The organism is Streptomyces sp. NPDC001828 (assembly GCF_042892175.1).
Classification (GTDB): domain Bacteria; phylum Actinomycetota; class Actinomycetes; order Streptomycetales; family Streptomycetaceae; genus Streptomyces.
Genome location: NZ_JBIATV010000009.1, coordinates 263,838 through 290,163 on the forward strand (window position 1 = coordinate 263,838; position 26,326 = coordinate 290,163).

General features: G+C 72.5%; 26 protein-coding genes and 1 pseudogene. 19 read left to right on the forward strand and 8 right to left on the reverse strand.

Going from position 1 to position 26,326, the window contains the following annotated elements; genetic code table 11:
* Positions 1–15: 15 nt before the first annotated feature.
* Complete coding sequence (locus ACFYZA_RS25240) at positions 16–1,011, reverse strand: DMT family transporter (RefSeq protein ID WP_388492898.1); 996 nt, start codon at positions 1,009–1,011, stop codon at positions 16–18.
* Between ACFYZA_RS25240 and ACFYZA_RS25245 the strand changes: the two genes are divergently transcribed.
* The 4 genes from ACFYZA_RS25245 (at position 1,010) to ACFYZA_RS25260 (ending at position 4,782) form a co-directional block, all read left to right on the forward strand.
* Positions 1,010–2,449, forward strand: coding sequence for a PLP-dependent aminotransferase family protein (locus ACFYZA_RS25245; protein WP_388492899.1), 1,440 nt, complete (start codon positions 1,010–1,012; stop codon positions 2,447–2,449). The genes ACFYZA_RS25240 and ACFYZA_RS25245 overlap by 2 nt on opposite strands.
* Before the next feature lie 25 nt (positions 2,450–2,474).
* Positions 2,475–2,906, forward strand: coding sequence for a GNAT family N-acetyltransferase (locus ACFYZA_RS25250; protein WP_388492900.1), 432 nt, complete (start codon positions 2,475–2,477; stop codon positions 2,904–2,906).
* A gap of 266 nt (positions 2,907–3,172) precedes the next feature.
* Positions 3,173–3,538, forward strand: a complete 366-nt coding sequence (locus ACFYZA_RS25255; RefSeq protein ID WP_382599039.1) for a YciI family protein — start codon at positions 3,173–3,175, stop codon at positions 3,536–3,538.
* Entirely contained in the window at positions 3,535–4,782 is a 1,248-nt protein-coding gene (locus ACFYZA_RS25260) for an RNA polymerase sigma factor (RefSeq protein ID WP_388492902.1), read from the forward strand. Before ACFYZA_RS25255 ends, ACFYZA_RS25260 begins: the two co-directional genes overlap by 4 nt.
* Before the next feature lie 25 nt (positions 4,783–4,807).
* Here ACFYZA_RS25260 and ACFYZA_RS25265 read toward each other — a convergent pair whose 3' ends face one another.
* The 3 genes and pseudogenes from ACFYZA_RS25265 to ACFYZA_RS25275 form a co-directional block, all read right to left on the reverse strand.
* Entirely contained in the window at positions 4,808–6,043 is a 1,236-nt protein-coding gene (locus tag ACFYZA_RS25265) for an NAD(P)/FAD-dependent oxidoreductase (protein WP_388492904.1), read from the reverse strand.
* A gap of 93 nt (positions 6,044–6,136) precedes the next feature.
* A complete protein-coding gene (gene sigJ / locus ACFYZA_RS25270) occupies positions 6,137–7,081 on the reverse strand; it encodes an RNA polymerase sigma factor SigJ (protein ID WP_388492906.1) in 945 nt (314 codons plus the stop codon).
* Positions 7,082–7,181: 100 nt separating this feature from the next.
* A pseudogene (locus tag ACFYZA_RS25275) lies at positions 7,182–7,394 on the reverse strand (SDR family oxidoreductase); the annotation flags it as partial.
* Positions 7,395–7,470: 76 nt separating this feature from the next.
* On the opposite strand from ACFYZA_RS25275, the gene ACFYZA_RS25280 reads away from it, so the two are divergent.
* The 6 genes from ACFYZA_RS25280 (at position 7,471) to ACFYZA_RS25305 (ending at position 14,201) form a co-directional block, all read left to right on the forward strand.
* On the forward strand, positions 7,471–9,105 hold the full coding sequence (locus ACFYZA_RS25280) for a glycoside hydrolase family 20 protein (RefSeq protein ID WP_388492907.1): 1,635 nt from the start codon (positions 7,471–7,473) through the stop codon (positions 9,103–9,105).
* Positions 9,106–9,355: 250 nt separating this feature from the next.
* The gene (argC, locus tag ACFYZA_RS25285) at positions 9,356–10,387 is read left to right on the forward strand and encodes an N-acetyl-gamma-glutamyl-phosphate reductase (protein WP_382599065.1); all 1,032 of its coding nucleotides are present in this window, start codon (positions 9,356–9,358) and stop codon (positions 10,385–10,387) included.
* The gene (argJ, locus tag ACFYZA_RS25290; protein WP_388492909.1) at positions 10,384–11,541 is read left to right on the forward strand and encodes a bifunctional glutamate N-acetyltransferase/amino-acid acetyltransferase ArgJ; all 1,158 of its coding nucleotides are present in this window, start codon (positions 10,384–10,386) and stop codon (positions 11,539–11,541) included. Before argC ends, argJ begins: the two co-directional genes overlap by 4 nt.
* Positions 11,538–12,458 carry an acetylglutamate kinase gene (gene argB, locus ACFYZA_RS25295; RefSeq protein ID WP_382599029.1) on the forward strand — a complete coding sequence of 307 codons (921 nt, stop codon included), beginning with the start codon at positions 11,538–11,540 and terminating at the stop codon, positions 12,456–12,458. Before argJ ends, argB begins: the two co-directional genes overlap by 4 nt.
* A 35-nt stretch (positions 12,459–12,493) precedes the next feature.
* Entirely contained in the window at positions 12,494–13,651 is a 1,158-nt protein-coding gene (locus ACFYZA_RS25300; RefSeq protein WP_388492973.1) for an acetylornithine transaminase, read from the forward strand.
* Between the two features lie 7 nt (positions 13,652–13,658).
* Entirely contained in the window at positions 13,659–14,201 is a 543-nt protein-coding gene (locus ACFYZA_RS25305; protein ID WP_100577228.1) for an arginine repressor, read from the forward strand.
* A gap of 48 nt (positions 14,202–14,249) precedes the next feature.
* On the opposite strand, the gene ACFYZA_RS25310 is transcribed toward ACFYZA_RS25305, so the two are convergent.
* Positions 14,250–14,948 carry a L,D-transpeptidase gene (locus ACFYZA_RS25310; RefSeq protein WP_382599027.1) on the reverse strand — a complete coding sequence of 233 codons (699 nt, stop codon included), beginning with the start codon at positions 14,946–14,948 and terminating at the stop codon, positions 14,250–14,252.
* A 349-nt stretch (positions 14,949–15,297) separates the two neighbouring features.
* Here ACFYZA_RS25310 and argH point away from each other — a divergent pair, with 349 nt between their 5' ends.
* From argH to ACFYZA_RS25325, 3 genes are all read left to right on the forward strand, one after another.
* On the forward strand, positions 15,298–16,725 hold the full coding sequence (argH, locus tag ACFYZA_RS25315; protein WP_388492911.1) for an argininosuccinate lyase: 1,428 nt from the start codon (positions 15,298–15,300) through the stop codon (positions 16,723–16,725).
* A 68-nt stretch (positions 16,726–16,793) separates the two neighbouring features.
* The gene (locus ACFYZA_RS25320) at positions 16,794–17,345 is read left to right on the forward strand and encodes a TetR/AcrR family transcriptional regulator (RefSeq protein ID WP_382599023.1); all 552 of its coding nucleotides are present in this window, start codon (positions 16,794–16,796) and stop codon (positions 17,343–17,345) included.
* Between the two features lie 38 nt (positions 17,346–17,383).
* On the forward strand, positions 17,384–18,880 hold the full coding sequence (locus ACFYZA_RS25325) for an MFS transporter (protein WP_382599061.1): 1,497 nt from the start codon (positions 17,384–17,386) through the stop codon (positions 18,878–18,880).
* Positions 18,881–19,505: 625 nt separating this feature from the next.
* Here ACFYZA_RS25325 and ACFYZA_RS25330 read toward each other — a convergent pair.
* The gene (locus ACFYZA_RS25330) at positions 19,506–20,126 is read right to left on the reverse strand and encodes a lysophospholipid acyltransferase family protein (protein WP_382599021.1); all 621 of its coding nucleotides are present in this window, start codon (positions 20,124–20,126) and stop codon (positions 19,506–19,508) included.
* A gap of 317 nt (positions 20,127–20,443) precedes the next feature.
* Here ACFYZA_RS25330 and ACFYZA_RS25335 point away from each other — a divergent pair, with 317 nt between their 5' ends.
* The 3 genes from ACFYZA_RS25335 (at position 20,444) to ACFYZA_RS25345 (ending at position 22,710) form a co-directional block, all read left to right on the forward strand.
* On the forward strand, positions 20,444–21,604 hold the full coding sequence (locus ACFYZA_RS25335) for a glycerophosphodiester phosphodiesterase (RefSeq protein WP_388492913.1): 1,161 nt from the start codon (positions 20,444–20,446) through the stop codon (positions 21,602–21,604).
* Between the two features lie 71 nt (positions 21,605–21,675).
* Positions 21,676–22,170 carry a sigma-70 family RNA polymerase sigma factor gene (locus ACFYZA_RS25340; RefSeq protein WP_388492914.1) on the forward strand — a complete coding sequence of 165 codons (495 nt, stop codon included), beginning with the start codon at positions 21,676–21,678 and terminating at the stop codon, positions 22,168–22,170.
* Between the two features lie 36 nt (positions 22,171–22,206).
* Positions 22,207–22,710, forward strand: a complete 504-nt coding sequence (locus ACFYZA_RS25345; RefSeq protein ID WP_388492915.1) for a GNAT family N-acetyltransferase — start codon at positions 22,207–22,209, stop codon at positions 22,708–22,710.
* Between the two features lie 22 nt (positions 22,711–22,732).
* Here ACFYZA_RS25345 and ACFYZA_RS25350 read toward each other — a convergent pair whose 3' ends face one another.
* Both ACFYZA_RS25350 and ACFYZA_RS25355 read right to left on the reverse strand, forming a co-directional pair.
* Positions 22,733–23,149 (reverse strand): hypothetical protein, encoded by a 417-nt coding sequence (locus ACFYZA_RS25350; RefSeq protein ID WP_382599014.1) that lies wholly within the window; start codon positions 23,147–23,149, stop codon positions 22,733–22,735.
* 2 nt (positions 23,150–23,151) lie between these two features.
* Positions 23,152–23,511 (reverse strand): hypothetical protein, encoded by a 360-nt coding sequence (locus ACFYZA_RS25355; protein WP_161256366.1) that lies wholly within the window; start codon positions 23,509–23,511, stop codon positions 23,152–23,154.
* A gap of 71 nt (positions 23,512–23,582) precedes the next feature.
* On the opposite strand from ACFYZA_RS25355, the gene ACFYZA_RS25360 reads away from it, so the two are divergent.
* The 3 genes from ACFYZA_RS25360 to ACFYZA_RS25370 all read left to right on the forward strand — a co-directional run bounded on the left by ACFYZA_RS25360 (position 23,583) and on the right by ACFYZA_RS25370 (position 26,301).
* Positions 23,583–24,230, forward strand: a complete 648-nt coding sequence (locus ACFYZA_RS25360) for an HAD-IA family hydrolase (RefSeq protein WP_382599012.1) — start codon at positions 23,583–23,585, stop codon at positions 24,228–24,230.
* 365 nt (positions 24,231–24,595) lie between these two features.
* The gene (locus tag ACFYZA_RS25365; RefSeq protein ID WP_382599010.1) at positions 24,596–25,636 is read left to right on the forward strand and encodes a methionine ABC transporter ATP-binding protein; all 1,041 of its coding nucleotides are present in this window, start codon (positions 24,596–24,598) and stop codon (positions 25,634–25,636) included.
* Complete coding sequence (locus ACFYZA_RS25370; RefSeq protein ID WP_382599008.1) at positions 25,633–26,301, forward strand: methionine ABC transporter permease; 669 nt, start codon at positions 25,633–25,635, stop codon at positions 26,299–26,301. Before ACFYZA_RS25365 ends, ACFYZA_RS25370 begins: the two co-directional genes overlap by 4 nt.
* The last annotated feature ends 25 nt before the right edge of the window (positions 26,302–26,326 follow it).

Below are 26,326 nucleotides of genomic sequence, written 5' to 3' on the forward strand. Positions count from 1 at the left end.
CGGAACCTCGGCCCCTCACGACCTCGCCCGCTGGGTCACGGCGATGCACACCAGGACCCCGGCCGCGGCGAGCGGGGCGGCGGGGGAGAGGTGCTCGCCGAGCAGCAGAACTGACCACACGAGCGTGAGCAGCGGCTGGGCGAGCTGCAACTGGCTGGCCCTCGGCACGCCGACCGTGGCGAGCCCCCGGTACCAGACGTACAGGCCGAAGCAGTTGGACCCGGCGGCCAGCCAGAGCAGACCGGCCACGCCGTGGCCGGTGAGCCGCCACGGTTCGTGGACGAGCGCCAGCGAGGCGCCGGCCAGCGCGAACGGCAGGCACAGCACGAGCGCCCAGCCGACCACCTGCCAGCCCGGCATCACCGCGGCGAGCCGGCCGCCCTCCACGTACGCGGCGGCGCAGACCAGCAGCGCCGCGATCAGGTAGACGTCCCCCGAGGACAGCACCCCGCCGCTCTGCCGCACCGTGAAGACGGCGACCACCGCGGCCCCGGCGAGCGACGCCGCCCAGAACGCGGGCGAGGGCCGCCGCCCGGTGCGCACCGCGCCCAGGGCCGCCGTGGCCAGCGGGAGGAGCCCGATCACCACGGCGGCGTGCGAGGTCGTCGAGGTCTCCAGGGCGAGGGTGGTGAGCAGCGGGAACCCGACGAGCGAACCACCGGCGACCACGGCGAGACCGGCCCAGTGCGCCCGGTCGGGAAGCGGCACCCGCTGCCCGAGCAGCAGCGCGCCCGCGATCAGCGCGGACAGCGCGATCCGCAGGCACACGAGCGACCAGGGACCGAAGCTCTCCAGGCCCCAGGCGGTGCCGGGGAAGGTGAGCGAGAAAGAGACGACGCCGAGCGCGGCGAGCAGCGCTCCCTGCGGGAGGGAGGTGCCGGTGCCGGCCTCTTCGGCGGCGACCGGCCCGCTGCCGACGACGACCCCTCGGGTGCCGGCGGCCGGACCGGTCCCGCGATCCGTGCCGACCGCTATCGAGCTGAGCGGAGTAGCGCTATCCTGTGCTGTCATGCATGAGCGTAGCAGTGTGGCTGAACTGGCGGAATCCCTGCGGAGCGAGCTGAACCGCTACTCGGTGGGCGGAAAGCTGCCGTCGAGCCGGGTGCTCGTCGAGCGGTACCGGGTGTCCCCGGTGACGGTCTCGCGTGCGCTCGCCCAGCTCGTCGCCGAGGGGCTCGTCGTCACCCGTCCCGGCGCGGGCGCCTACCGTGCCGAGCCGCGTACGAGCGCCCCGCGCACCGGCGACACCTCCTGGCAGGAGGTCGCGCTCAGCGCCGACGGCGCCACCGAACCGGCCCCGCGCGCCGTCGACGCGAGCGGCGTCCTGGCCACCCTCGTCGTCCCGCCGACCGGAGTCGTCGACCTCAGCGGCGGCTACCTCGACCCGGGCCTCCAGCCCGAGCGGGCCATGGCAGCCGCCCTCGGCCGGGCCGGTCGCCGCCCGGGCGTCTGGAGCCGCCCGCCCGTCGACGGGCTCGTCGAACTGCGGGCCTGGTTCGCCCGGGAGATCGGCGGCGCCGTCACCGCCGCCGACGTCCTGGTCACCGCCGGCGGCCAGACCGCCCTGACCACCGCCCTGCGCGCGCTCGCCGCGCCCGGCGCACCCGTCCTCGTCGAGTCGCCCACCTATCCCGGCCTGCTGGCCATCGCCCGGGCCTCGGGCCTTCGGCCCGTGCCCGTCCCCGTCGACCCCGACGGCATCCGCCCCGAGCTCCTCGCCCGTGCCTTCGCCGCCACCGGCGCCCGTGTCCTGATCTGCCAGCCCCTCTTCCAGAACCCGACCGGCGCCCTCCTCGCCCCGGACCGGGGCCGCGAAGTGGTCCGCATCGCCCACTCCCACGGCGCGTTCGTCGTCGAGGACGACTTCGCCCGCCGGCTCGCCCACGAGGACGCGGGCCCGCTGCCCGTCCCGCTGGCCGCCGACGACCCCGACGGGGTCGTCGTCCACGTCTCGTCCCTCACCAAGGCGACCTCGCCGAGCCTGCGGGTCGGTGCGCTCGCCGCCCGGGGGCCGGTCCTCGAACGCCTGCGCGCGATCCAGGTCGTCGACTCCTTCTTCGTGCCGCGCCCCCTGCAGGAGACCGCCCTCGAACTCGTCGGCTCGCCGGCCTGGAGCCGCCATCTGCGCGCCGTTTCGAGCGAGTTGACCGCACGCCGGGAAGCCCTCGCCGCCGCCGTCCTCCACCACCTCCCCGAACTCGCCCTGCCCCACGTCCCGTCCGGCGGCTACCACCTCTGGCTCCGCCTGCCCGACGGCGCCTCCGAGGCCGCCGTCGTGTCCGCCGCGCTGCGCGCGGGCGTCGCCGTCGCCCCCGGCCGCCCCTACTTCAGCGCCGAACCCCCGGCCGGGCACCTGCGCCTCAGCTTCGCGGGCGTGACGGGCCGCGCGGAGATCTCCGAGGCCGTCCGCAGACTGCGCACCGCCCTGGACGGTGTGCTGGACTACTGACAACCCCGCCTGCGAGGCTCCCGTCATGAGTGACGTGATCTTCCGCGACTACGCGATCTCCAGCGACCCCGCCCGCCTCGACGCCGCCCGGGTCCACCACTGGCTCTGCACGGACGCGTACTGGGCCCTCGGCCGCGCCCGCGAGAAGCAGGACGCCGCCATCGCCGGATCCCTCAACTTCGGTGCGTACGACCGTACTTCGGGCGAGCAGGTGGCCTATGCGCGGGTCGTCACCGACCATGCCACCTTCGCCTGGCTCTGCGATGTGTACGTCGACCCCGCCGCACGCGGAAAGGGCCTCGGCACGGCCCTGGTCACCGCGGTGCGGGACCACCTGGAGCCGGCCGGGCTCCGCAGGATCCTGCTCGCCACGGCCGACGCCCACGGGGTGTACGAGAAGATCGGCTTCCGCACCCTGGAAACCGCGGACAAGTGGATGGCCCTCGGCGTGCAGTAGGCCTGGCCGGCGCCTCCGCCCGCCGCCGCTCGGCAGCCAACTCGTGCACGGGTGTGAGGAGTCGGACGCTGGGCCCGATCCGGACACCGGCCCCGACGGCGACGGCGCCGGTGTCGAGGAAGACCGCGCCGAAACGCACGAACGTCCCCGCGCGCGGCGAAAAAACTTCGGCACCGGCCCGCGATCCGTGTCGATCGGGCGGGATCCCGTTCGTATAGATGGTGAGGGCCGCCCCGCCGGGGCCGCCACCGTACGAGGAGAACGTGATGACGAACGCGACGTATTACCTGCTCAGCGTGGTCACGCCGAGCGAGGGCACCCCGCCGTCTGCGGCCGAGATGGCCAGGATCACCGGCAACCTCCAGGCCTTCCACCAGGAGCTGAAGGAGGCCGGCGCCTGGGTCTTCGCCGGGGGGCTCGCGGCGCCCTCCACGGCCACGGTGCTGCGCGAGAGGAACGGCGACGTGCTCACCACCGACGGGCCGTACATCGAGAGCAAGGAATACCTCGGCGGACTGTGCGTCGTGAAGGCGCCCGATCTGGACGCGGCCCTGGAGTGGGGCCGCAAGGCGGTGCGGGCGACCACGCTGCCCATCGAGGTGCGGCCCTTCTACGGCGAAGTCCAGGAGTGACGCGGTCGCGGTACGGGGAGGCGGGCGACGCCGGGGTCGAGCGGATCTTCCGCGCGGAGTACGGCCGGGCGGTCGCGGTCCTCGTGCGGGTGCTCGGGGACATCGACCTCGCCGAGGAAGCGGTGCAGGACGCGTTCACGACCGCGCTGGCCCGGTGGCCCGTCGACGGGCCACCGCCGAGCCCGGCCGGCTGGATCATCACCACCGCCCGCAACCGGGCCGTCGACCGGCTTCGCCGGGAGGCCACCCGCGCCGACCGGCAGGCCGAGGCCGCCCGGCGCGACCTCCTGTACGCGGCCGACGAACCCGTCCAGGAGGGCCCCGTGCACGACGACCGGCTCCGCCTGATCTTCACGTGCTGCCACCCCTCGCTCGCCCCCACGGCCCAAGTGGCCCTGACGCTGCGGCTGTTGGGCGGCCTCAGTGCCGCCGAGATCGCCCGGGCCTTCCTGGTGCCCGAACCGACGATGGCCCAGCGCCTGGTGCGGGCCAAGGGCAAGATCCGCGACGCCCGCATCCCGTACCGAGTCCCGCACGAGGCGGACCTCCCGGAGCGGCTGCGCGCGGTGCTCGCCGTCGTCTACCTGGTCTTCAACGAGGGGTACGCGGCGAGTTCCGGCGAGCGCCTGGTACGCGACGACCTCTGCGCGGAGGCCCTGCGCCTCGGCCGGCTGCTCGTCGAGCTGATGCCGGACGAGCCGGAGCCCCTCGGCCTGCTCGCGCTCATGCTGCTCACCGAGTCGCGCCGCGCCGCCAGATCCGGCCCGGCCGGCGAGCTGGTCCTCCTGGCGGACCAGGACCGCACCCGCTGGGACCCCGAACTCATCGCCCGGGGACAGGAGTTGGTGCGCCGCTGTCTGCGCCTGGGCCGGCCGGGGCCGTACCAGATCCTGGCCGCGATCAACGCCGTGCACAGCGACGCCGCGACAGCGGGGGAGACGGACTGGCACCAGATCCGGCAGCTGTACGACCAGCTGCTCGCCCTCGCCCCGACGCCGGTCGTGGCCCTCAACCGGGCCGTCGCGGTGGCCGAGACCGAGGGCCCGGCCGAGGCCCTCGCCCTCGTGGACGCGCTCGACCTGGCGGAGTACCACCTCTTCCACGCCACCCGCGCGGACCTCCTGCGCCGGCTCGGCCGGGCCAAGGAAGCGGCGCGGGCGTACGAGGAGGCACTCGCCCGCACGGGAAACGCGGCCGAACGGGCCTTCCTGGAACGGAGGTTGGCCGAGCTGGGGGCCGCGTAGCGGGCGGCCCTCCACGGGCCACCGGTCAGGCCGAGACCTTGGCGGTGGAGTCGGCCGCGTCGGCAGGGCCGGCCGGGTTCACCGTGTCGGTGCGGGACGGCCGGGCCACGACATGGCGGCGCCGGGCCGGCATCCCGAGCAGCGGGTTGGCGACGCCCCAGGCCGCGCCCTTGCAGACCAGCTCCTTGTACAGGGCGGCGAACCGCCCCGTCAGGACCCCGCGCACCGCCCGGTCGTCGGCCGTCACGTACTGGATCAGACCCTCCCGGCGGCCCAGCGAGACACACTGGTTGAAGTAGCGCAGCGCCACGCTCGGCAGCTTCCCGCCGGTCAGGCGGGCCGCGATCGCGTCGGCGGCCTGCCACGCCATGGGGGTGCCCGACGCGCACGACATGCGCAGCGGCTTGCCGCCGGGGCCCGTCGCGGTGGCCGCGTCGCCGACGGCGTACACGTCCGGGTGCGAGAGCGAGCGCATGGTCGCGTCGACCGCGATCCGGCCGGTGCCGTCCACCTCCAGGGTGGTGGCCCCGGCGATGGGGTGGACGGCGAATCCGGTCGTCCACACGGTGACCGCGGCCGGGATCGCGCGGCCGTCGGCGGTGGTGACATGGTCGGCCGCCACGCCGGTGACGGCCGTGCTCTCGTACGCGGTGATGCCGAGGGCGCCGAACACCTTGCGCAGATGCGCGCGGCCCTTGGGCGAGAGCCAGTCGCCGAGCCCGCCACGGGCGACGAGGGCGACATCGAGGTCCGGGCGGGCCTCGGCGATCTCGGTCACGGCCTCCAGGCCGGTGAGACCACCGCCGACCACGACCACCTGCTGTCCCGCGCCGATCCCGGCCAGCCGCTCGCGCAGCCGCAGCGCGCCCGCGCGGCCGGCGATCTCGTGGGCGTGCTCGGCCGCGCCGGGGACGCCGTGGTCGCTCCAGCCGCTGCCGAGGGCGTACACGAGGGTGTCGTACGAGAGCTCCCCGGCCACCCCGTCCGAGTCCACGACGGCGACGGCCTTCCGGTCGGCATCGACGCCGGTGACCTTCGCGAGCCGAACCTCGACGCCGGTGTCCGCGAACATCTCGTCGAGGGGCCGGGGCCTGAGGTCCTGGCCGGCCGCGAGCTGGTGCAGTCGGACGCGCTCGACGAAGTCGGGCTCGGCGTTGACGAGGGTGACGGCCACGTCTTCGCGGTACAGCCGCCTGGCGAGGCGTCCGGCGGCGATGGCTCCGGCGTATCCGGCTCCGAGAACGATGATGCGGTGCTGCATGTCCCTGCTCCTGTCTCGCGCGGTGTCGCCCCTTGAACCGGGCGGCCCGCCGTTTCCTGACAGGTGCCGGATGTGAAGCACGTCACATCCGGGTCAGAAGATGCGGTGCAGCGGCTCCCCGTGGTCACCGGCGGCCCACTGCCGGGTCGCGCGTTCGAGCTTGTCGGGGTTGCCCTGGCTGCGGAACGCGGCGATGCCGTCGGCGCCGATCTCCAGGCACACGACGCCCACGACCCGCCCGCCCACGACCGCCACGACGGCGGGCCCGCCATTGGCGCTCGCGGCGTAGACCTCGGCCGAACCGCCGACCAGGTCCCGCTTGGCCTTCCCGGGCTTGAACAGGCCCCGCATGAACTTCGCGACCGCGACAGCGCCCTCGAACGCCTTGGTGCGGGCCGGGACCTTTCCGCCGCCGTCGCCGATCGCCCGGGCGTCCGAGGTGAGCAGCCGCACCAGCGGCTCGGTCTCTCCGCTGGCGGCGGCGGCGAGGAACTCCTCGACGACCCGCCGCGCCGCGGCACGGTCGATCTCGGTACGGGCCGTGCCCTCGGCCACGTGCTTCCTGGCCCGGTGGAAGATCTGCTGACAGGCGGCCTCGGTGAGGTCGAGCACCTCGGCGATCTCCCGGTGCCGGTATCCGAACGCCTCCCGCAGGACGTACACCGCCCGCTCGTTGGGGGAAAGCCGCTCCAGCAGGGCGAGCACCGCGTACGACACCGAGTCGCGCTGCTCGACGGTGTCGGCGGGGCCGAGCATCGGGTCCCCGTCGAGCAGCGGCTCGGGCAGCCACTGCCCCACGTACGTTTCCCGCCGGGCCCGCGCCGAGGTGAGCTGGTTGAGGCAGATGTTGGTGAGCACCTTGGTCAGCCACGCCTCGGGCACCTCGACGTGGGCGCCCCCGGACGCCTGCCACCGCAGGAACGTCTCCTGCACCGCGTCCTCGGCCTCGCTCGCGGAACCGAGCATCCGATAGCCGATGGCCTCCAGCCGGGGCCTCGATGCCTCGAACCGGTCCACGTCATCCACGGTCAGCCCCATGGGGCGGATCCTAGCTTCCCGTGCCGGCCGAGCAACCCCCTGCGGGTCCGGCCACTGGAGGGTGCGGCGTTGGAGGCGGGCCGCCACGCGGCCCGGCTGTTCAGTGCGCCGTGAGCCCCCCGTCGACCACCAGCTCCGAGCCGGTGACGAACGAGGAGTCGTCGCAGGCCAGGAAGAGGATCGCGGATGCGACCTCGTCGGCGCGGCCGGCCCGGCGCATCGGGGTGCGCCGGATGTCCGGCTGCTGGTCACCCTGCTCGTCCAGGAGGTCCTGGATCATCGGTGTGGCGATCACCCCGGGATGCAGCGAGTTGCCGCACCCCGCCCCGGTCGCGGCCTCCCGGCCCGCGTGCCAGCGTGGTAGGGCGAACGGAGCGGAGCGGAGGAACATGTCCGTACACAGGAACAACCACCGGTACACCGTGACGACGGTCGTCGTCTCGGCCCTCTTCCTCGCGGGTTCCGGGACAGCCTCCGCGGTGGTGCCCGCCGCCCCCGGACGGCCCGCGGCGCCGACGGCCACCGGTCCGCCGTCCGTGGTGCCCTCCGTCCGCGCGTTCAAGGCGGCTTCCGGCCCGGGCTGGCGCCCGGGACCCGGCTCGCGCGTGGTGACGGACGGGAAGAGCCCCGGCCTGGCCGACGAAGGCGAGCTCCTGGCACGGGAGTTGGGGCTGGCGTACGGGAAGACCGCCGCTGCGGGGCCCGGGGACATACGCCTCGCGCTGTCCGGGGCCTCGGGCCCGGCGGAGTCGTACGGGATCACCGTGCGGGATGGCCGGGTGGACGTCACCGGCCCGGACGAGGCGGGCGTCTTCTACGGCACCCGTACCGTCAAGCAGGCCGTGCGCACCACGGGAGCACTGGCCGAGGGCACGGTCACCGACGGTCCGGCCAAGCCTCAGCGGGGCCTGAACCTGGACATCGCCCGCAAGTACTTCACCCCGGGGTGGATCGAGGCACGGCTGCGCGAGATGGCCGACCTCAAGCTCAACCAGCTCGTCCTGCACTTCTCCGACGACCAGGGGTTCGGGATCGAGATAAAGAACCCCCGATACGCGAAGAGTGTCTCGACGGCCCGCCTGAGCCAGGCGCAACTGGCCGGGATCGTCAAGCTGGCCGAGTCCCTCCACATCACGGTGGTGCCCGAGATCGATTCCCCCGGACATCTGGGAGCGGTGCTCAAGTCCTTCCCGGACCTGCGGCTGAAGGACGTCGACGGCCGGATCGTGCAAGGGGCGATCGACATCTCCCAGGCCGGCGCCGGCCCGGTGGTCGACGCGCTGTACAAGGAGTTCCTGCCCCTGTTCCCCGGTGGTGCGTGGCATCTGGGCGGTGACGAGTACCAGGCCCTGACCCGGCGCAACCCGGAGGCCTCGTTCCCGGGCCTCGCGGCCGCGGCCCACCGGCTGTACGGGCCGGGCGGCACGGTCAAGGACCTCGCCACCCGCTGGCTCGACGACAGGGCCCGGGCGCTGCCCCCCTCCAAGAAGCGGCTCAAGGCGTGGAACGACGGCTTCTACACCGGTGGCATCGCCAAGGCCGACGCGGCCATCGAGGCCGAGTACTGGACCGGCAAGGAGATCGGCGCCCGGCTGCCCGAGGGGTACCTCGCCGAGGGGCGCAAGGTGGTCAACCTCAACGACGCGTACCTGTACTACGTCCTGGGCCAGCCCAACGACTTCACGTATCCGACCGGTCGGGCGATCTACGAGGAATGGACCCCCGCGGTGCTGCGCGGCAGCCGGCCCGTCCCCGACGCCGCCCGCTACCAGGACTCCATCCTGGGCGGCCGGCTGGCCGTCTGGGGCGACAGGGCGGGGGCGCAGACCGAGGCGCAGGTGGCGAGCGGGATCAAGATGCCGCTCGCGGCTCTGTCGGAGAAGGTGTGGAACGCGGGGCAGCCCACCCGGTCCTGGAGCGGTTTCCAGGAACTCGTGGGCCGGGCCGTCCCGGGTGCTGGCCCCGCCCGGGCCGGTGCGACCTCTCCTGCCGGCGGCGCTTCCGCGTCCGGCGGCCCTCACTGACCGGTCGACGGGCGGAGTGGCCCGGCGCCCGTCCACGGGACGGCGGTGTGTGGCCGCAGCCATGACCGGCTCCTCTCCCCGAACGGTTGCGGTCCTCCCCGCTCCGCCGAGTCCCGGCGGGCCGGCGGCCGGCGACCAGGACGTGTCCTGCCTGGGCACCGCGCACCCCGGCAGCCCGTGGCCCACACCGGAACTCTTTGCATAAAACTGCATGGCTGCGTATAGTCATGCCATCACCGAGGAGGATTCGATGGCGGCGGTACGGGCGGCAGTGGCAGGGGCCAGTGGGTATGCGGGCGGGGAGCTGTTGCGTCTGCTGCTCGGGCATCCGGCGGTCGAGATCGGGGCGCTGACCGCGAACTCCAACGCCGGGCAGCCGCTCGGCGCGCTGCAGCCGCACCTTGTTCCGCTGGCCGGGCGGGTGCTGGAGGCCACCACGGCCGAGGTCCTCGCGGGGCACGACGTCGTCTTCCTCGCGCTGCCGCACGGGCAGTCCGCCGCCGTGGCCGAGCAGCTCGGCGACGACGTCCTGGTCGTCGACATGGGGGCCGACTTCCGGCTGCGGGACGCCGGCGACTGGGAGAAGTTCTACGGCTCGGCGCACGCCGGGTCCTGGCCCTACGGGCTGCCCGAACTGCCGGGCGCTCGCGCCGCGTTGACGTCCACGCGGCGGATCGCCGTGCCCGGCTGCTACCCGACGGCCGTCTCCCTCGCGCTGTTCCCCGCGTACCGGGACGGACTCGTCGAGCCCGACGCCGTGATCGTCGCCGCCACCGGCACCTCCGGCGCGGGCAAGGCGCTCAAGCCGCATCTGCTGGGCAGCGAGGTGATGGGCTCGATGTCGCCGTACGGCGTCGGCGGCGGGCACCGGCACACCCCCGAGATGATCCAGAACCTGAGCGCCGTGGCCGGCGAGGACGTCACCGTGTCCTTCACGCCCACCCTCGCGCCGATGTCCCGTGGCATCCTCGCCACCTGCTCCGCCAAGGCGAAGGAGGGGGTGAGCGCCGAGAGCGTACGGGCCGCGTACGAGAAGGCCTTCGCGGACGAGCCGTTCGCGCACCTGCTCCCCGCCGGGCAGTGGCCCACCACCGCATCGGTGTACGGGTCCAACTCCGTTCACGTACAGGTCGCCCACGACGAGAGCGCCGGCCGCGTCATCGCCGTCAGCGCCATCGACAACCTCACCAAGGGCACCGCCGGCGGCGCGGTGCAGAGCATGAACATCGCCCTCGGGCTCGACGAGTCGACGGGCCTTTCCACGATTGGAGTTGCGCCGTGAGCGTGACGGCAGCGCAGGGGTTCACGGCGGCGGGCATCGCCGCCGGAATCAAGCAGAACGGCAACCCCGACCTGGCCCTCGTGGTCAACACCGGGCCCCGCCGCGCCGCCGCGGGCGTCTTCACCTCCAACCGCGTCAAGGCCGCCCCGGTCCTGTGGTCCGAGCAGGTGCTCAAGGGCGGCGAGGTGAGCGCCGTGGTCCTCAACTCCGGTGGCGCCAACGCCTGTACGGGCCCCAAGGGCTTCCAGGACACCCACGCCACGGCCGAGAAGGTCGCCGAGGTGCTCGAAGGGCACAGCGCGGGCGAGGTCGCCGTCGCCTCCACCGGCCTCATCGGCGTGACCCTGCCGATGGACAAGCTGCTGCCGGGCATCGAGCGGGCGGCCGCCGAACTCTCCCCGCACGGCGGCGAGAAGGCCGCCATCGCCATCAAGACCACCGACACCGTGCACAAGACCAGCGTGGTCACCCGGGACGGCTGGACCGTGGGCGGCATGGCCAAGGGCGCCGGCATGCTCGCCCCCGGGCTCGCCACCATGCTGGTCGTGCTCACCACCGACGTCGACCTCGACGCCGCCACCCTCGACAAGGCCCTGCGCGACGCGACGCGGCAGACCTTCGACCGGGTCGACTCCGACGGCTGCATGTCCACCAACGACACGGTGTTGCTGCTCGCCTCCGGCGCCGCTCAACTGGCCCCGGAATACGGCGAGTTCGCCGAGGCCGTCCGCACCGTCTGCGACGATCTCGCGCGCCAGCTGATCGGGGACGCCGAGGGCGCCTCCAAGGACATCCGCATCGAGGTGATCAACGCAGCCGACGAGGACGACGCCGTCGAGGTCGGGCGCTCGATCGCCCGGAACAACCTGCTCAAGTGCGCCATCCACGGCGAGGACCCCAACTGGGGCCGGGTCCTGTCCGCCATCGGCACCACGAAGGCCGCCTTCGACCCGGACCGCCTCAACGTCGCCATCAACGGCGTCTGGGTGTGCAGGAACGGCTCGGTCGGCGAGGACCGCGACCTCGTCGACATGCGTTACCGGGAGGTCGGGATCACCGCCGACCTCGCGGCCGGCACCGCAGGTCCCGTCGTCATCTGGGCGAACGACCTCACTGCCGACTACGTCCACGAGAACAGCGCGTACAGCTCATGAGCACTCGCAAACACACCGCCCTGCCCAAGGCGCAGATCCTCATCGAGGCGCTGCCCTGGCTGACCCGGCACCACGGCAGGACCGTCGTCATCAAGTTCGGCGGCAACGCCATGGTCGACGAGGACCTGAAGGCCGCGTTCGCCCAGGACGTGGTGTTCCTGCGGCAGTCCGGCCTCAAGCCCGTCGTCGTGCACGGCGGCGGCCCGCAGATCAGCGCGCAGCTCGACAAGCAGGGCCTGGTCAGCGAGTTCAAGGCGGGCCTGCGGGTCACCACCCCGGAGGCCATGGACGTCGTCCGCATGGTGCTCGCCGGCCAGGTGCAGCGCGAGCTGGTCGGGCTGCTCAACCAGCACGGGCCGCTCGCCGTCGGCATGACCGGCGAGGACGCCCACACCATCACCGCCACCCAGCACCGCCCCGAGATCGACGGCGAACTGGTCGACATCGGCCGGGTGGGCCAGATCACCGCGATCGACCCGGGCGCCATCAAGGCGCTCCTGGACGACGGCCGGATCCCGGTCATCTCCTCGATCGCCCGCTCCCAGGACGACGGACATGTCTACAACGTCAATGCTGATACGGCGGCTGCGGCACTTGCGGCTGCGCTGGGCGCCGAGACCCTGATGGTTCTGACCGACGTCGAGGGGCTGTACGAGGACTGGCCCAACAGCGACGACGTGATCAGCAAGTTGACGGCACGTCAGCTGGAGAAGCTGCTGCCCGAGCTCTCCAGCGGCATGGTCCCCAAGATGGAGGGCTGCCTGTTCGCCGTGCGCAACGGGGTCAACACCGCGCGCGTGATCGACGGACGGGTCCCGCACTCGATCCTGCTGGAGATCTTCACCGATGAGGGCATCGGCACCATGGTCGTGCCCGACGGACCGTACGTAAGCGATGGACAAGGGGGAGCGCGGTGACCAACCAGGAGCTCGCACAGCGCTGGCAGCAGGTCATGACGGACAACTACGGCACGCCGAAGCTGTCGCTGGTGCGCGGCGCCGGGGCGACGGTCTGGGACGCGGACGGCACCGCGTACGCCGACTTCGTGGGCGGCATCGCGGTCAACGCGCTCGGCCACGCCCACCCGGCCGTCGTCCAGGCCGTGTCCCAGCAGATCGCCTCGCTCGGGCACGTCTCGAACCTGTTCGTGGCGGAGCCGCCGGTGGCGCTCGCCGAGCGGCTCGTCCAGCTCTTCGGCCGGCCCGGCAGGGTTTTCTTCTGCAACTCCGGGGCCGAGGCCAACGAGGCCGCCTTCAAGATCGGCCGGCTGACCGGGCGCACCCACATGGTCGCCACACACGGCGGTTTCCACGGCCGGACGATGGGCTCGCTCGCCCTCACCGGCCAGGAGGGCAAGCGGACGCCGTTCCTGCCGCTGCCCGGCGATGTCACCCACGTGCCGTTCGGGGACGTCGAGGCGCTGCGGGCGGCCGTCACCGAGGAGACCGCGTTCGTCGTCATCGAGCCCATCCAGGGCGAGATCGGCGTCGTCGTCCCGCCGGCCGGCTACCTCAAGGCCGCCCGCGAGATCACCCGCGCCACCGGGGCGCTGCTCGTCCTCGACGAGGTGCAGACCGGCATCGGGCGGACCGGCTCCTGGTTCGAGTACCAGCGGCACGAGGGCGTCGAGCCCGATGTCGTGACCCTGGCCAAGGGGCTGGGCGGCGGTCTGCCGATCGGCGCCGCGGTCGCCTTCGGCGCGGCGGCCGAGCTGTTGAAGCCCGGCATGCACGGCACCACCTTCGGCGGGAACCCGGTCGCCTGCGCCGCCGGCCTCGCCGTGCTCGACGTGCTGTCCGCCGACGGAGCGCTCGACCGGGTCAAGCGGACCGGCGAGAGGCTGCGCGACGGAATCGAGGCCCTGGGGCACCCGCTGGTCTCCCATGTCCGTGGTGCGGGGCTGCTGCTGGGTATCGTGCTCAACGAGCCCCTCGCACCTCAGGTGCAGCAGGCGGCTCAGGATGCCGGCTTCCTGGTCAACGTGCCCGCCCCCGATGTCGTACGGCTCATGCCGCCGCTCATCATCGGTGACGCGGAGGTGGACGCGTTCCTCCAGGCACTGCCCGGCGTCCTCGGCACAGTCAACGGGGACGGACGATCCGGAGAATGAGACGACGATGACCGACGAGGCGCAGGACTTCGACCCGGGCGGCCCCGCCGTACCGCAGACCCGCACCGCCCGCCACCGCCGGATCGTGGACATCCTCAACCGGCAGCCGGTGCGGTCCCAGAGCCAGCTCGCCAAGCTCCTCGCCGACGACGGGCTGAGCGTCACCCAGGCGACGCTCTCCCGCGACCTCGACGAGCTGGGCGCGGTGAAGATCCGCAACACCGGCGGCGAGCTGATCTACGCGGTGCCCAGCGAGGGCGGTTTCCGTACGCCGAAGGCGCCGCTCGGGGAGTCGGCGAAGGAGGAGCGGATGCGCCGGCTGTCCGCGGAACTCCTCATCTCCGCGGAGGCCTCCGCCAACCTGGTGGTCCTGCGCACTCCGCCCGGCGCCGCGCAGTTCCTCGCCTCGGCCATCGACCAGGCCGAACTGCACGACATCCTCGGCACGATCGCGGGTGACGACACCCTGATGCTGATCAGCCGCGACCCGTCGGGCGGCCAGGCCCTCGCGGACCATCTGCTGCGCCTGGCCCAGAACGACCACCGCTGACCGGGAGTTGGGGTCCTGATCCCCAACTCCCCTGTGTGGTGGGCGAGTTCAGTACCGCGTGATCGCGGTCGGGCCGCCGGTCGTGCCGATCGCGATGTGGGGGAGCCGCGCCGGGTCCGCCCAGGCGAGGACCCGGTCCATCGCCTCGGCCGGCACGGATACGCAACCGGCCGTCGCACCCCGCCCGTTGACGTGCAGGAAGATCCCGGCGCCCCGGCCGCGCACGGGCCGCCAGTAATTGAAGCCGATGACGAGCGCCCGGGCGTACTGGCTCGCGTACGCCGTCAGGTGTTCCGACTCGCCCGCCCGGCAGTCCCGGGGCAGGCCCTCCACCCAGCGGTTGTAGGCGCGGGCCTCGTTGTCCTCGCACCACCAGGACCGGTCCGTGGCGCGCCGGTAGGGGTAGCGGGTGCCGGGCGGCGCGGCCGCCACCCCGAAGGCGTACGGGAGCGGGTAGAGGCCGGTCGGCGTGGTGTCCGTGCCCTGGACCCGCGAGGCGCCCTCCACCAGGCCCTTCGCGCCGAACCTGGCCGGCGCCGAGCCCACCTCCACCCAGCGTCCGCCGCGCCTGTCCCACCAGGTGAGCCGGCCGGTGGTGGCCCCGGTGTCGGGCGCCTCGGCGGTCAGGAGCTGGCTGCCGCCCCCGGTGCGGGCGAGCCGTTCGGGCAGCGGCGGCAGCGGCGCGGGGTGCGCGGGCGCGGCGAGCGGAACCAGCAGGGACGCCAGGAGCAGGGCAACGATGCGCATGCTCCGGACCGTATGCGCCGCAGTGGCGCCGGGCCGCCCCAACCGGCCGGAGTTGCTCCGTACGTGCGGTCGGGCGGCGGCGCGGGGGGTGCCGGGCCGCCACCCGGTGGTTGGAGCGGGGGAGCCTGTTCGGCCCGTAGAGCCACTGAGCAGTCGAGGAGCGACTGAGCCGTCGAGCCGTCGGGACCTTGAGCCGTTGACAAAACATACGGTGGATTGCATAGTTATGCCTAACGGCGAGAATGTCGCCCGGCGCGACTTCGGGTCGGCCCGACTCGTTGTACGGCCGCCTCCCCGTTCCTCCGCGGCGGGGAGGCGGCCGCACATCCACTTCTGAGGAGCTTGAGCTGTGAGCAGCAACAACGGTGACGTCCGGCTCTGGGGCGCCCGGTTCGCCGACGGTCCCGCCGAGGCGCTGGCGAAGCTGTCCGCTTCGGTCCACTTCGACTGGCGGCTCGCCCCGTACGACATCGCCGGCTCGCGCGCCCACGCCCGCGTGCTCCACAAGGCGGGCCTGCTCACCGCCGACGAACTCCAGCGCATGATCGCGGGCCTCGACCAGCTGGAGAGCGACGTCGCCGACGGCTCGTTCGTCGGCACCGTCGCGGACGAGGACTGCCACACCGCCCTGGAACGCGGCCTCCTTGAGCGCCTCGGCGCGGACCTCGGCGGCAAGCTGCGGGCCGGCCGGTCCCGCAACGACCAGGTCGCCACGCTCTTCCGGATGTACCTGCGCGACCACGCCCGCACCATCGGCGGCCTGATCGCCGAGCTCCAGGACGCCCTGGTCGGCCTCGCCGAGGCGCACCCGGACGTCGCGATGCCCGGCCGCACCCACCTCCAGCACGCCCAGCCCGTCCTCTTCGCCCACCACGTGCTGGCCCACGTCCAGTCGCTCTCGCGGGACGCCGAGCGGCTGCGGCAGTGGGACGAGCGGACCGCGGTCTCGCCGTACGGCTCGGGCGCGCTCGCCGGTTCCTCGCTCGGGCTCGACCCGGAGGCGGTCGCGGCCGACCTCGGCTTCGAGCACGGCTCGGTCGGCAACTCGATCGACGGCACGGCCTCGCGGGACTTCGTCGCCGAGTTCGCCTTCATCACGGCGATGACCGGTGTGAACCTGTCGCGGATCGCGGAGGAGATCATCATCTGGAACACGAAGGAGTTCTCCTTCGTGACCCTGCACGACGCCTTCTCCACGGGCTCGTCGATCATGCCGCAGAAGAAGAACCCGGACATCGCCGAGCTCGCGCGCGGCAAGTCGGGCCGGCTCATCGGCAACCTCACCGGCCTGATGGCGACGCTGAAGGCGCTGCCGCTCGCCTACAACCGGGACCTGCAGGAGGACAAGGAGCCGGTCTTCGACTCCTGCGACCAGCTGGAGCTGCTGCTGCCCGCCTTCACCGGCATGATGGCCACGCTCACCGTCAACCGGGAGCGCATGGAGGAGCTCGCCCCGGCGGGCTTCTCGCTGGCCACCGACATCGCCGAGTGGCTGGTCAAGCGGGGCGTGCCGTTCCGGGTCGCGCACGAGGTCGCGGGCGAGTGCGTCAAGGAGTGCGAGGCCCACGGCATCGAGCTCGACCAGCTCACCGACGAGCAGTTCGCGAAGATCTCCGAGCATCTGACCCCCGAGGTCCGCACGGTCCTCAACGTCAGGGGTGCGCTCGCCTCCCGGGACGGCCGCGGCGGCACCGCCCCCTCCGCTGTGGCGGTCCAACTGGCCGAGATCAAGGCCGACTTGGCGGTCCAGCACGCCTGGGCGACGGCGAAGAAGTAGCCCCCGGCGAAGGCCGGCCCACCAGCCCTGATGAGACGTTCGTGTCTCATCAGGGCTAGACTTGTCTCATGACCGTGGACCGAGACCAGGTACTCCGCACCGCCGCCGCCCTCCTCACCCGTAAAGCCACCGCCACCATGGACGAGGTGGCCCGCGCCGCCGGAATCGGCAGGGCGACCCTCCATCGCCACTTCGCGGGACGGGAGGCCCTCGTCAGAGCGCTCGAAGAGCTCGGCATCCGCGAGCTGGAGGCCGCCCTGGACACCGCCCGGCTCGACGAGGACGGCGCCCCGGACGCGCTGCGCCGCCTGGTCACCGAGGTCGAGCCGGTGGCGGGCCTGCTCGCCTTCCTCGTCACCGAGAACCAGCTCTTCGAGACCGAGCAGATGAACGAGGGCTGGGCCCGCATCGACGCCCGCGTCTCCGCGCTGTTCCGGCGCGGCCAGGAGCAGGGCGACTTCCGCATCGACCTCACCCCCGCCTGGCTCACCGAGGCCCTGTACGGGCTGATCGGTTCCGGCGCCTGGGCCGTGCAGGACGGCCGGGTCGCCGCCAAGGACTTCCAGTACATGATCGTCGAGTTGCTGCTCGGCGGTGCACGACGGAGCGTGGAGAAGTGACCGCAACCGAACAGCGGGCGCCCCAGGCCATCGGCCCGATGGGCCGCTGGCTCGCGCTCGCGGTGCTCGTACTCGCCGTACTGCTCGTCGCCGTCGACGCGACCGTGCTCGGCCTCGCCACGCCCTTCCTCAGCGAGGACCTCAAGCCGACCGGCACCCAGCTGCTGTGGATCGGCGACGTCTACTCGTTCGTCATCGCCGGACTCCTCGTCTCGATGGGCAGCCTCGGCGACCGCATCGGGCGCAAGAAGCTGCTGCTCCTGGGCGCCGTGGCGTTCGGCGCGGTGTCCGTGCTCAACGCGTACGCGTCGAGCCCCGAGATGATGATCGTGGCGCGGGCCCTGCTCGGGGTCGCGGGCGCGACCCTGATGCCGTCCACGCTCGCCCTGATCCGCAACATCTTCCACGACCCGCGCGAACGCAGCCTCGCCGTCGGCATCTGGGGCGCCGCCGCGTCCGCGGGTGCGGCGGTCGGGCCGGTGGTCGGCGGCTTCCTCCTGGAGAACTTCTGGTGGGGCTCGGTCTTCCTCATCAACCTGCCCGTGATGGCCGTCCTCGTCCTCGTCGGCATCAAGCTGCTGCCGGAGTCCCGCGACCCGGACCCGGGGCCCTGGGACCTGGTCAGCGTCGGGCTCTCCCTGGTCGGCATGGTCGCCGTGGTGTACGCCGTGAAGGAAGCGGCGGTCAACGGGTTCCGCTGGGACATCCTGGTGGCGGGTCTGCTCGGCATCGCGGCCCTCGTCTGGTTCGTACGCCGCCAGCGCACGCTCGCCTCGCCGCTCCTGGACATCCGGCTCTTCCACCACCGGGGCTTCTCCGGGGCCGTGCTCGCCGATCTGCTGACCATCCTCGGCCTGTCGGGCCTGGTGTTCTTCCTGTCCCAGTTCCTCCAACTCGTCCAGGGCCGCTCGCCGTTGCAGGCCGGGCTCATCGAACTGCCCGCCGCGGTGGGCGCGGTGGGGGCCGGGCTCGCGGCCGGCACGATCGCACGGCGGGCCTCCGTGCGCAGCGCGGTCGCCGGCGGTCTCGCGGCGGTCGGCGTGGCGCTCGCCGCGTGCGTGGTGCTGGGCGCGGACACCCGGGTGCTCTCGCTCGGGATCGCCCTGTTCGTGGGCGGCCTCGGGGCGGGCCTCGCCTTCACGGTGACGGCCGACGTGATCCTCTCCAGCGTGCCGAAGGAGCAGGCGGGGGCGGCGTCGGCGGTCTCCGAGACCGCGTACGAACTGGGTGCGGCCCTCGGGATCGCGCTGCTGGGTTCGGTGGTGACCGGAATCTACCGGGGCTTCGAGGTCCCGGCGGGCGTCCCCGCGGACGTCGCGGCCGAGGCGCACGACTCGCTCGGCGGCGCGGTGGAGGCGGCGGGGAAGCTGCCGTCCGACCAGGCGGAGGCGCTGCTCTCCGCGGCGCGGGACACGTTCACGCAGGGCTTCCAGGCGGCTGCGGCGGTCGGCTCGGTGGTGCTGTTCGCCACGGCGGTGGCGGCGTGGTTCCTGCTACGCGGCCAGAAGCTGGCCGAGGGCCTCGAACACCCCTGACGCGGGGCGGTTGGCTGATTCGCCCTGCGGGCGGCGGGGCGGGTGCGTTTCGTCTGCGGGCCGCCGGGGCCGCCGGGGCCGTTTGCGCAGTTCCCCGCGCCCCTGGCGGGGTTGGGTCAAGGTGCCTGTGGGGCGGGGATGCTGGGGCGCGCCCTCGGTGGCTTCAGGTGCGGTGCTTAGGGGCGCGGGGAACTGCGCGCTCAGCCACGCACGGTCCGCACTTGGCTGATGCGCCCTGCGGGCGCGGCCCGGCCCGTGTGTTCGTCTGCGGGCCGCAGGGGCCGTTCGCGCAGTTCCCCGCGCCCCTGGCGGGGTTGCCGCCAAGCCCCGCAGAGTGTGGCGGAGTTGGGGCGGGTGCCAGGCGGGGGTGCCGCCAAGCCCCGCAGAGTGCGGGGGAGTTGGGGCAGGCCCCAGGTGCGGTTGCGGCCAAGCCCCGCACGGGGCGGCGGAGTTGGGGCAGGGACCGGGCGGGGTGTGGCCAGCCTCCTCGTAGACGTTGGCGTTGGGGGCGCGGCCCGGTCGAGTCCCCGCAGGGTGGGCGGCGTTGGGGTGGGCCCCGGACGCACAATCGCCCCAAGCCCCCGTCACATCAAGGGGCTTGGGGCGAAAGGAAGGGGGCTGGGGGCTAGGCGGCCTTGGCCTTGGTGGCGTACATGTCCACGTACTCCTGCCCGGACAGCCGCATGACCTCGGCCATCACCGAGTCCGTGACGGCCCGCAGCACGTACCGGTCGCGGTCCATGCCCTCGTACCGCGAGAACTCCATCGGCTCACCGAAGCGGACCGTCACCTTGCCGGGGCGCGGCATGCCCGAACCGCCCGGCTGGAGCTTCTCCGTGCCGACCATCGCGAAGGGCACGACGGGCGCGCCCGTCATCAGGGTGAGCCGGGCGACGCCCGTGCGGCCCCGGTACAGGCGGCCGTCGGGGGAGCGGGTGCCCTCCGGGTAGATGCCGAACATCCGGCCGTCCTCCAGGACGCGGCGGCCGGTCATCAGCGCCGCCACCCCGCCGTTCGCGCCGTCCCGGTCGACCGGGATCATGCCGACCCCGGTGAAGAACCACGCCATGAGGCGGCCCTTGAGCCCCTTGCCGGTGACGTACTCGTCCTTGCCGATGAAGGACACCTGCCGGTCGCACACGATGGGCAGCACGATCGAGTCGATGAACGTCACGTGGTTGCCGGCGAGGATGACTGGACCGGTGCCCGGGATGTTCTCGGCGCCTTCCACCTGTGGGCGGAACATCAGGCGCATGATCGGTCCGAGCACTGCCTTGATGAGCGCGAAGCGGGACAACGGGCCCTCCGGAGTCGTCTGGGTGGGGGTGGGATGTCTGTGCAGGTGAGGACGATACTCGCGGGTCGCCGCTGATCGCACATCGGGTTCACGAAGTGGATACGCGCTGTTGACATGTGTTTGCGCCAGGTTCGGCCCGCATTCGTCCCCGAGTACCCATAAAGCATCCCGCTTTTCAGTTCCGTCCGCCTACGCTCGACTCCCCGCTTTGACAGGTGCGGGACACGCGGAATTCGCCAGTGGGAACTGATGACTGAGGAGTGTTCATGACTGAGGGTGAGCGGATGAGCCCCGGACGGCGCACCGTGCTGGGAGCGGCGGGCGCGGCCGTGCTCGGCACCGCGGCCACCGGGCTCGCGGGAGCGCCGGCCTCGGCCGCCCAGCGCCACGGCGGGGGGCACGGCGGCTACCGCGACCTGCCCGTCCCGTACGTCATCGGGCACCGCGGCACCGCCGGATACCGGCCCGAGCACACGCTCGGCTCGTACCAGCACGCCCTCGACCTCGGCGCCCATGTCATCGAGCAGGACCTGGTGCCGACCAAGGACGGACACCTGGTGTGCCGGCACGAGAACGACATCTCGGCCACCACGGACGTCTCCGACCACCCCGAGTTCGCCTCGCGCAAGGCGACCAAGACCGTCGACGGGGTCGCGATCACGGGCTGGTTCACCGAGGACTTCACGCTCGCCGAGCTGAAGACGCTGCGGGCCAAGGAGCGCATCCCGGGCAACCGGCAGCGCAACACCCTGTACGACGGCCGCTGGGACGTGCCCACCTTCGAGGAGGTGCTGCGCTGGGCCGAGGAGCAGGGCCGCCGGCTCGGCCGCCGGATCTGGCTGCACTCCGAGACCAAGCACCCCACCTACTTCCGGGGCATCGGGCTGCCCCTGGAGAACCGGGTCGCGGCCCTGCTGCGCCGCTACGGGCGGCACCGCGCGGACTCCCCGCAGTTCCTGGAGTCGTTCGAGCCCAGCAGCATCCAGCGCCTGTCGCGCCTGGTCGACACGCCTTCGGTGGTGCTGCTCTCCAACGCCGGCACCAAGCCGTGGGACTTCGTGGTCGGCGGCGACCCGCGCACCGTCGACGACCTGGTCAAGCCGGCCGGCCTCAAGTGGATCGCCTCGTACGCCCAGGGCATCGGCCCCACCCTCGACCTGATCATCCCCAAGGACGCCTCGGGCCGGCTCACCAGGCCCACCACCCTCGTCCGGGACGCGCACGCGCAGGGCCTGATCCTGCATCCGTACACGATGCGCAACGAGAACACGTTCCTGCCCGCCGACTTCCGGCGCGGCACCGACCCCAACGCCTACGGCGACGCGTTCGGGGCCTTCAGGACGTACTTCGCGACCGGCATCGACGCGGTGTTCTCGGACAACGCCGACACCGCGCTGCTGGCCGCCGCCGACTTCCGCGGGCGCTGACGGCGATCTCGTACGGGTGAGATGTGCCCGCCGCGGAAACCGGACGCCGCGGCGGGCACGTCCCGCCCGGCATGGATCTCGTCACACAGCTCAGCCCGCTGCTCGCCGCCGAGGCCGCCGCGGAGGCGATCGGCACCGGGGTGGAGGCCGCCGACCTCGAACAGGCCGTCTGGCTCAGGCTGTTGGAGCAGCACCCGGCCGACCCGGCGCACTGGGTGCGCACCGCCGTGCGGGCCGAGGCGCGCCGAGCCCGCAGGCTGCGCCGCCAGGAGAGCCCGTACGGCAGCGCGCCCGCCGCGGACCCGGAACCGGGCCCCGAACTCGCCGCGATCAGCGCCGAGCGGCGCCGCGTCCTGCACGCGGCGGTCGGCCGCACCCCGGGCAACTGCCCCCGGCTGCTGACCGCGCTGCTGTCGCCGATGGACCCCACCTACCGGGAAATCGCAGGGGAGTTGGATATCTCACAGGGCAGCCTGGGGCCAATGCGTTCCCGTTGCCTGGGATGCCTGCGCAGAATGCTGGCGGCGGAGGTTGCCGCTCCTGAACTCGGGGGAAAGGAGCGGTAGACAATCGGGGACCAGTTGAGCGAGAGGCATGCACACATGGGCATGAGCGTGACCATCTCTGCGGCCGGCGCACAGGATGCCGAGCAGATACTGAAGCTGCAGTACCTGTGCTACCAGAGCGAGGCCGAGCTCTACGGCGACTACTCGATCGAGCCCCTGACCCAGAGCCTTGAGGAGCTGCGGGCCGAACTCGCCACGGGATACGCCCTGGTGGCCCGGCTCGGGGACGAGATCGTCGCCTCGGTGCGGGGCCGGGTGGACGGCTCGGGCACCGGCCGCATCGACAAGCTGATCGTGCATCCCCGGCTGCGGGGGCACGGTCTGGGCGGCCGCCTCCTGGACGCGATCGAGGCCCACTGCGCGGCGCGGCTCGCCGCCAAGCGCTTCCAGCTCTTCACCGGCCACCGCAGCGAGTCGAACCTGCGGCTGTACCGACGGCACGGTTACGCGACCGTCGCCACCGAGCCGGTGAGCGCGCGCCTGTCCCTGATCACCCTCGAAAAGGACGCGGCGGCCCAGGAGTTCGTGGCGAGCGCCTAGAGCGCGGGCCGCCCGGCGCTCGTCAGCGCTTGTTCCGCCGCAGCCAGAGCATGCCGAGGACGGGCAGGATCACCGGGATGAAGAGGTAGCCCATCCCGTAGTCCGACCACACCGTGGCATCGGGGAAGGCGGAGGCGTCCGCCAGGGTCCAGGTGCCCACGACGAGGACGAAGAGGAGCTCCGCCGCGCAGCACACCAGGGCTGCCCGGCGGGCCTTCTCGCCGCCGCGCACCAGCGAGTACGTGATGAAGCCGTACACGCAGGCCGCGATCGCGGACAGCACGTACGCCAGCGGGGCCTTGCCGAAGTCCATGATCATCTGGACGATCGAGCGGGACGCCGCGGCCACGGTGAACACCCCGTAGAACCAGACGAGCACACGGCCGGGCCCGGAGCCGAGCTTGGCGGCGGGCGTGGTGTCAGTGGCGGACTCGGTCACGGTCAGCCTCCCCAGATGTCGTAGAGACGCACTTCGAGCACGGCGAGCACCACGGCACCCGCCGACACCGTCACCGAGCCCCACTTGGTCCGCTCGGAGAGCGAGAGGAATCCCGCGGCCGGCACGGCCGCGAACGCTCCGGCCAGATACGCGATGAAGATCGCGACGCCCTGTTCGGGCCGCTCGCCCCGGCCGAGCTGCACGAGCCCGACCACCAGCTGGGCCAGCGCGAGGACGGCGACCACGGCCATGCCGATGAAGTGCCAGTCCTTGGTGGGCTGGTCCCGGTATGCGGCGAAACCGCACCAGGCAGCGAGGGCGAGCGCGGCGGCGGCGACCGCGACCGTCAGGGCATCGAGCATGGGGTCGAGGGTATTACGGGCCGAAAGGCCCGATGCGCCGACCCCCACCCCCGCCCGTAGGGTCGGGAGACATGAAGATCCATGCCGAAGCCCTCCTGTTCGACAACGACGGAACACTCGTCTCCTCCATGGAGTCCGTCACCCGCTGCTGGACCCGCTGGGCCCAGGAGTACGGGATCACCGCCGAGGACTTCGCGCGCGTGGAGCTGCACGGCCGCCCGGCCGGCGAGATCGTGGCCGACCTGCTGCCCGCCGACGCCGTGCCGGGCGCGCTGGCCCGCATCGAGGAGCTCGAGGTCGAGGACGTGGCCGGGGGAGTGGTGCTGCTTCCCGGGACCGCGGCGCTGCTCGCCTCGCTCCCGGCGGACCGCTGGGCCGTGGTCACCTCGGCGACCGGCCGGCTCGGCGGGGCCCGGCTGCACGAGGCGGGCATCCGTCCCAAGCTCCTCGTCTCCGCCGACGACATCACCCGGGGCAAGCCCGACCCCGAGCCCTTCCTGCTCGCGGCGGCCCGGCTGGGGGTGGACCCGGCCCGCTGCGTGGTGTTCGAGGACGCCCCGGCGGGGCTCGCGGCCGGGCGAGCGGCGGGCATGACGACCGTGGCCTTGACCACAACGCACCGGGCCGAGGAACTGGTCGCTGACGTGGTCGTGAAGGACCTCTCGGCCGTGTCCGCGCAGGCCACGGCGGGTGGAGTGGAGATCACCGCGGCGGAGTGACGTCGTCCGCATGTCGAATCAGGGATGTCCGGTATTCGGACATCCCTGATCTGTTCCTGACCGGTTCTGCTTTACTTGCCACATGACCACGACGAGCAGCCGCACCCTTGCGACCGAGGCGATGATGACGCCCGGTGCTCGTTGTATGTGTCGAATGTGCGCCTTCTGAGGGCCCCCGCCTGAGCCTCGCGCCCCGAAGCGAGACTGTCGGCCGTGCCCGGCTCCGTATCGAACATGCGAAGTCGGCCCGCCCCCGCGCACACCGTGCCCCCGGTACCCACCGATGTGGCCGAGCCGCGCCCCGAACACGTTTGCCCCGTGCCCGGCATACCCCGCGCCGCGCACTCGACAGTGACGGAAATCCTGTGATCACCACAACGGGCCTGACCAAGGTCTACCAGTCGCGCGGACGAGATATCACCGCGCTCGACGGCGTCGACCTGCACGTCCGCGAGGGCGAGGTGTACGGCGTCATCGGCCAGAGCGGTGCCGGCAAGTCCTCCCTCATCCGCTGCGTCAACCTCCTCGAGCGCCCCACCACCGGCACGGTGACCGTCGACGGCGTCGACCTCACCGCCCTGGCCGGCCGCGGCCGGCGGGCCGGCAAGGACCTGCGCCGGGCCCGCTCCCGCATCGGCATGGTCTTCCAGCACTTCAACCTGCTGTCCTCGCGCACCGTGCAGGACAACATCGAGCTGCCCCTGGAGATCCTCGGCATCTCCGGCAAGGAGCGCTCCCGCAAGGCCCTCGACCTGCTCGACCTGGTCGGCCTCGCCGACAGGGCCAAGGCCTACCCCGCCCAGCTCTCCGGCGGCCAGAAGCAGCGCGTCGGCATCGCCCGCGCCCTGGCCGGCGACCCCAAGGTGCTGCTCTCCGACGAGGCGACCAGCGCGCTCGACCCGGAGACCACCCGCTCGATCCTCCAGCTCCTGCGCGACCTCAACCAGCAGCTCGGCCTCACCGTCCTGCTCATCACGCACGAGATGGACGTCGTCAAGACGGTCTGCGACTCGGCCGCGCTGATGCGGAAGGGCAGGATCGTCGAGTCCGGCACCGTCGGCGAACTGCTCGCCACCCCCGGCTCCGAGCTCGCCGCCGAACTGTTCCCGGTGACCGGCGTGGCCACCGGCCCCGAGCGCACCGTCATCGACGTCACCTTCCACGGCGAGGCCGCCACCCAGCCGGTCATCTCCCAGCTGTCGCGGACGTACAACATCGACATCTCGATCCTCGGCGCCGCCATGGACACCGTGGCGGGCAAGCAGATCGGCCGGATGCGGATCGAACTGCCCGGCCGCTACGAGGAGAACGTCGTCCCCGTCGGCTTCCTGCGCGAGCAGGGCCTCCAGGTGGACGTCGTGGACGACAGCCAGGCGCCCGTCCTGGTGAAGGAAGGTGCCAAGTGACCTGGTCGGAAATGCAGCCGCTGCTGTCGCAGGGCACGTACGACAGCCTTTACATGGTGCTGTGGGCGACCGTCGTCACCATCGGGCTCGGGCTGCCGCTCGGCGTGCTGCTCGTGCTCACCGACACGGGCGGGCTCCTGCAGAACCGCCCGGTCAACAAGGTCATCGGCGTGATCGTGAACATCGGCCGGTCGCTGCCGTTCATCATCCTGCTGATCGCCCTGATCCCCTTCACGACCTGGGCCGTCGGCACCTTCATCGGCCCCAGCGCCATGATCGTGCCGCTGTCCATCGGCGCCATCCCGTTCTTCGCGCGCCTCGTCGAGACGGCCGTGCGCGAGGTCGACCACGGGCTCGTCGAGGCCGTCCAGTCCATGGGCGGCGGCATCCCCACCATCGTGTGGAAGGTGCTGCTCCCGCAGGCGCTGCCCTCCCTGGTCTCCGCGATCACCACCACCGTGATCACCCTGGTCAGCTACTCCGCCCTGGCCGGCGCGGTCGGCGGCGGCGGGCTCGGCTCGGTCGCCATCACCTACGGCTACCAGCGCTTCGAGACCAACTTCATGCTCATCACGGTGGCCGTCCTGATCGCCATCGTCACCGTGATCCAGCTGCTCGGCGACGGCGTCGGACGCCTGATCGCGCGGCGCGGCCGGACCTCCTGAACTTCCTTTCCCACGGCCCGCACTC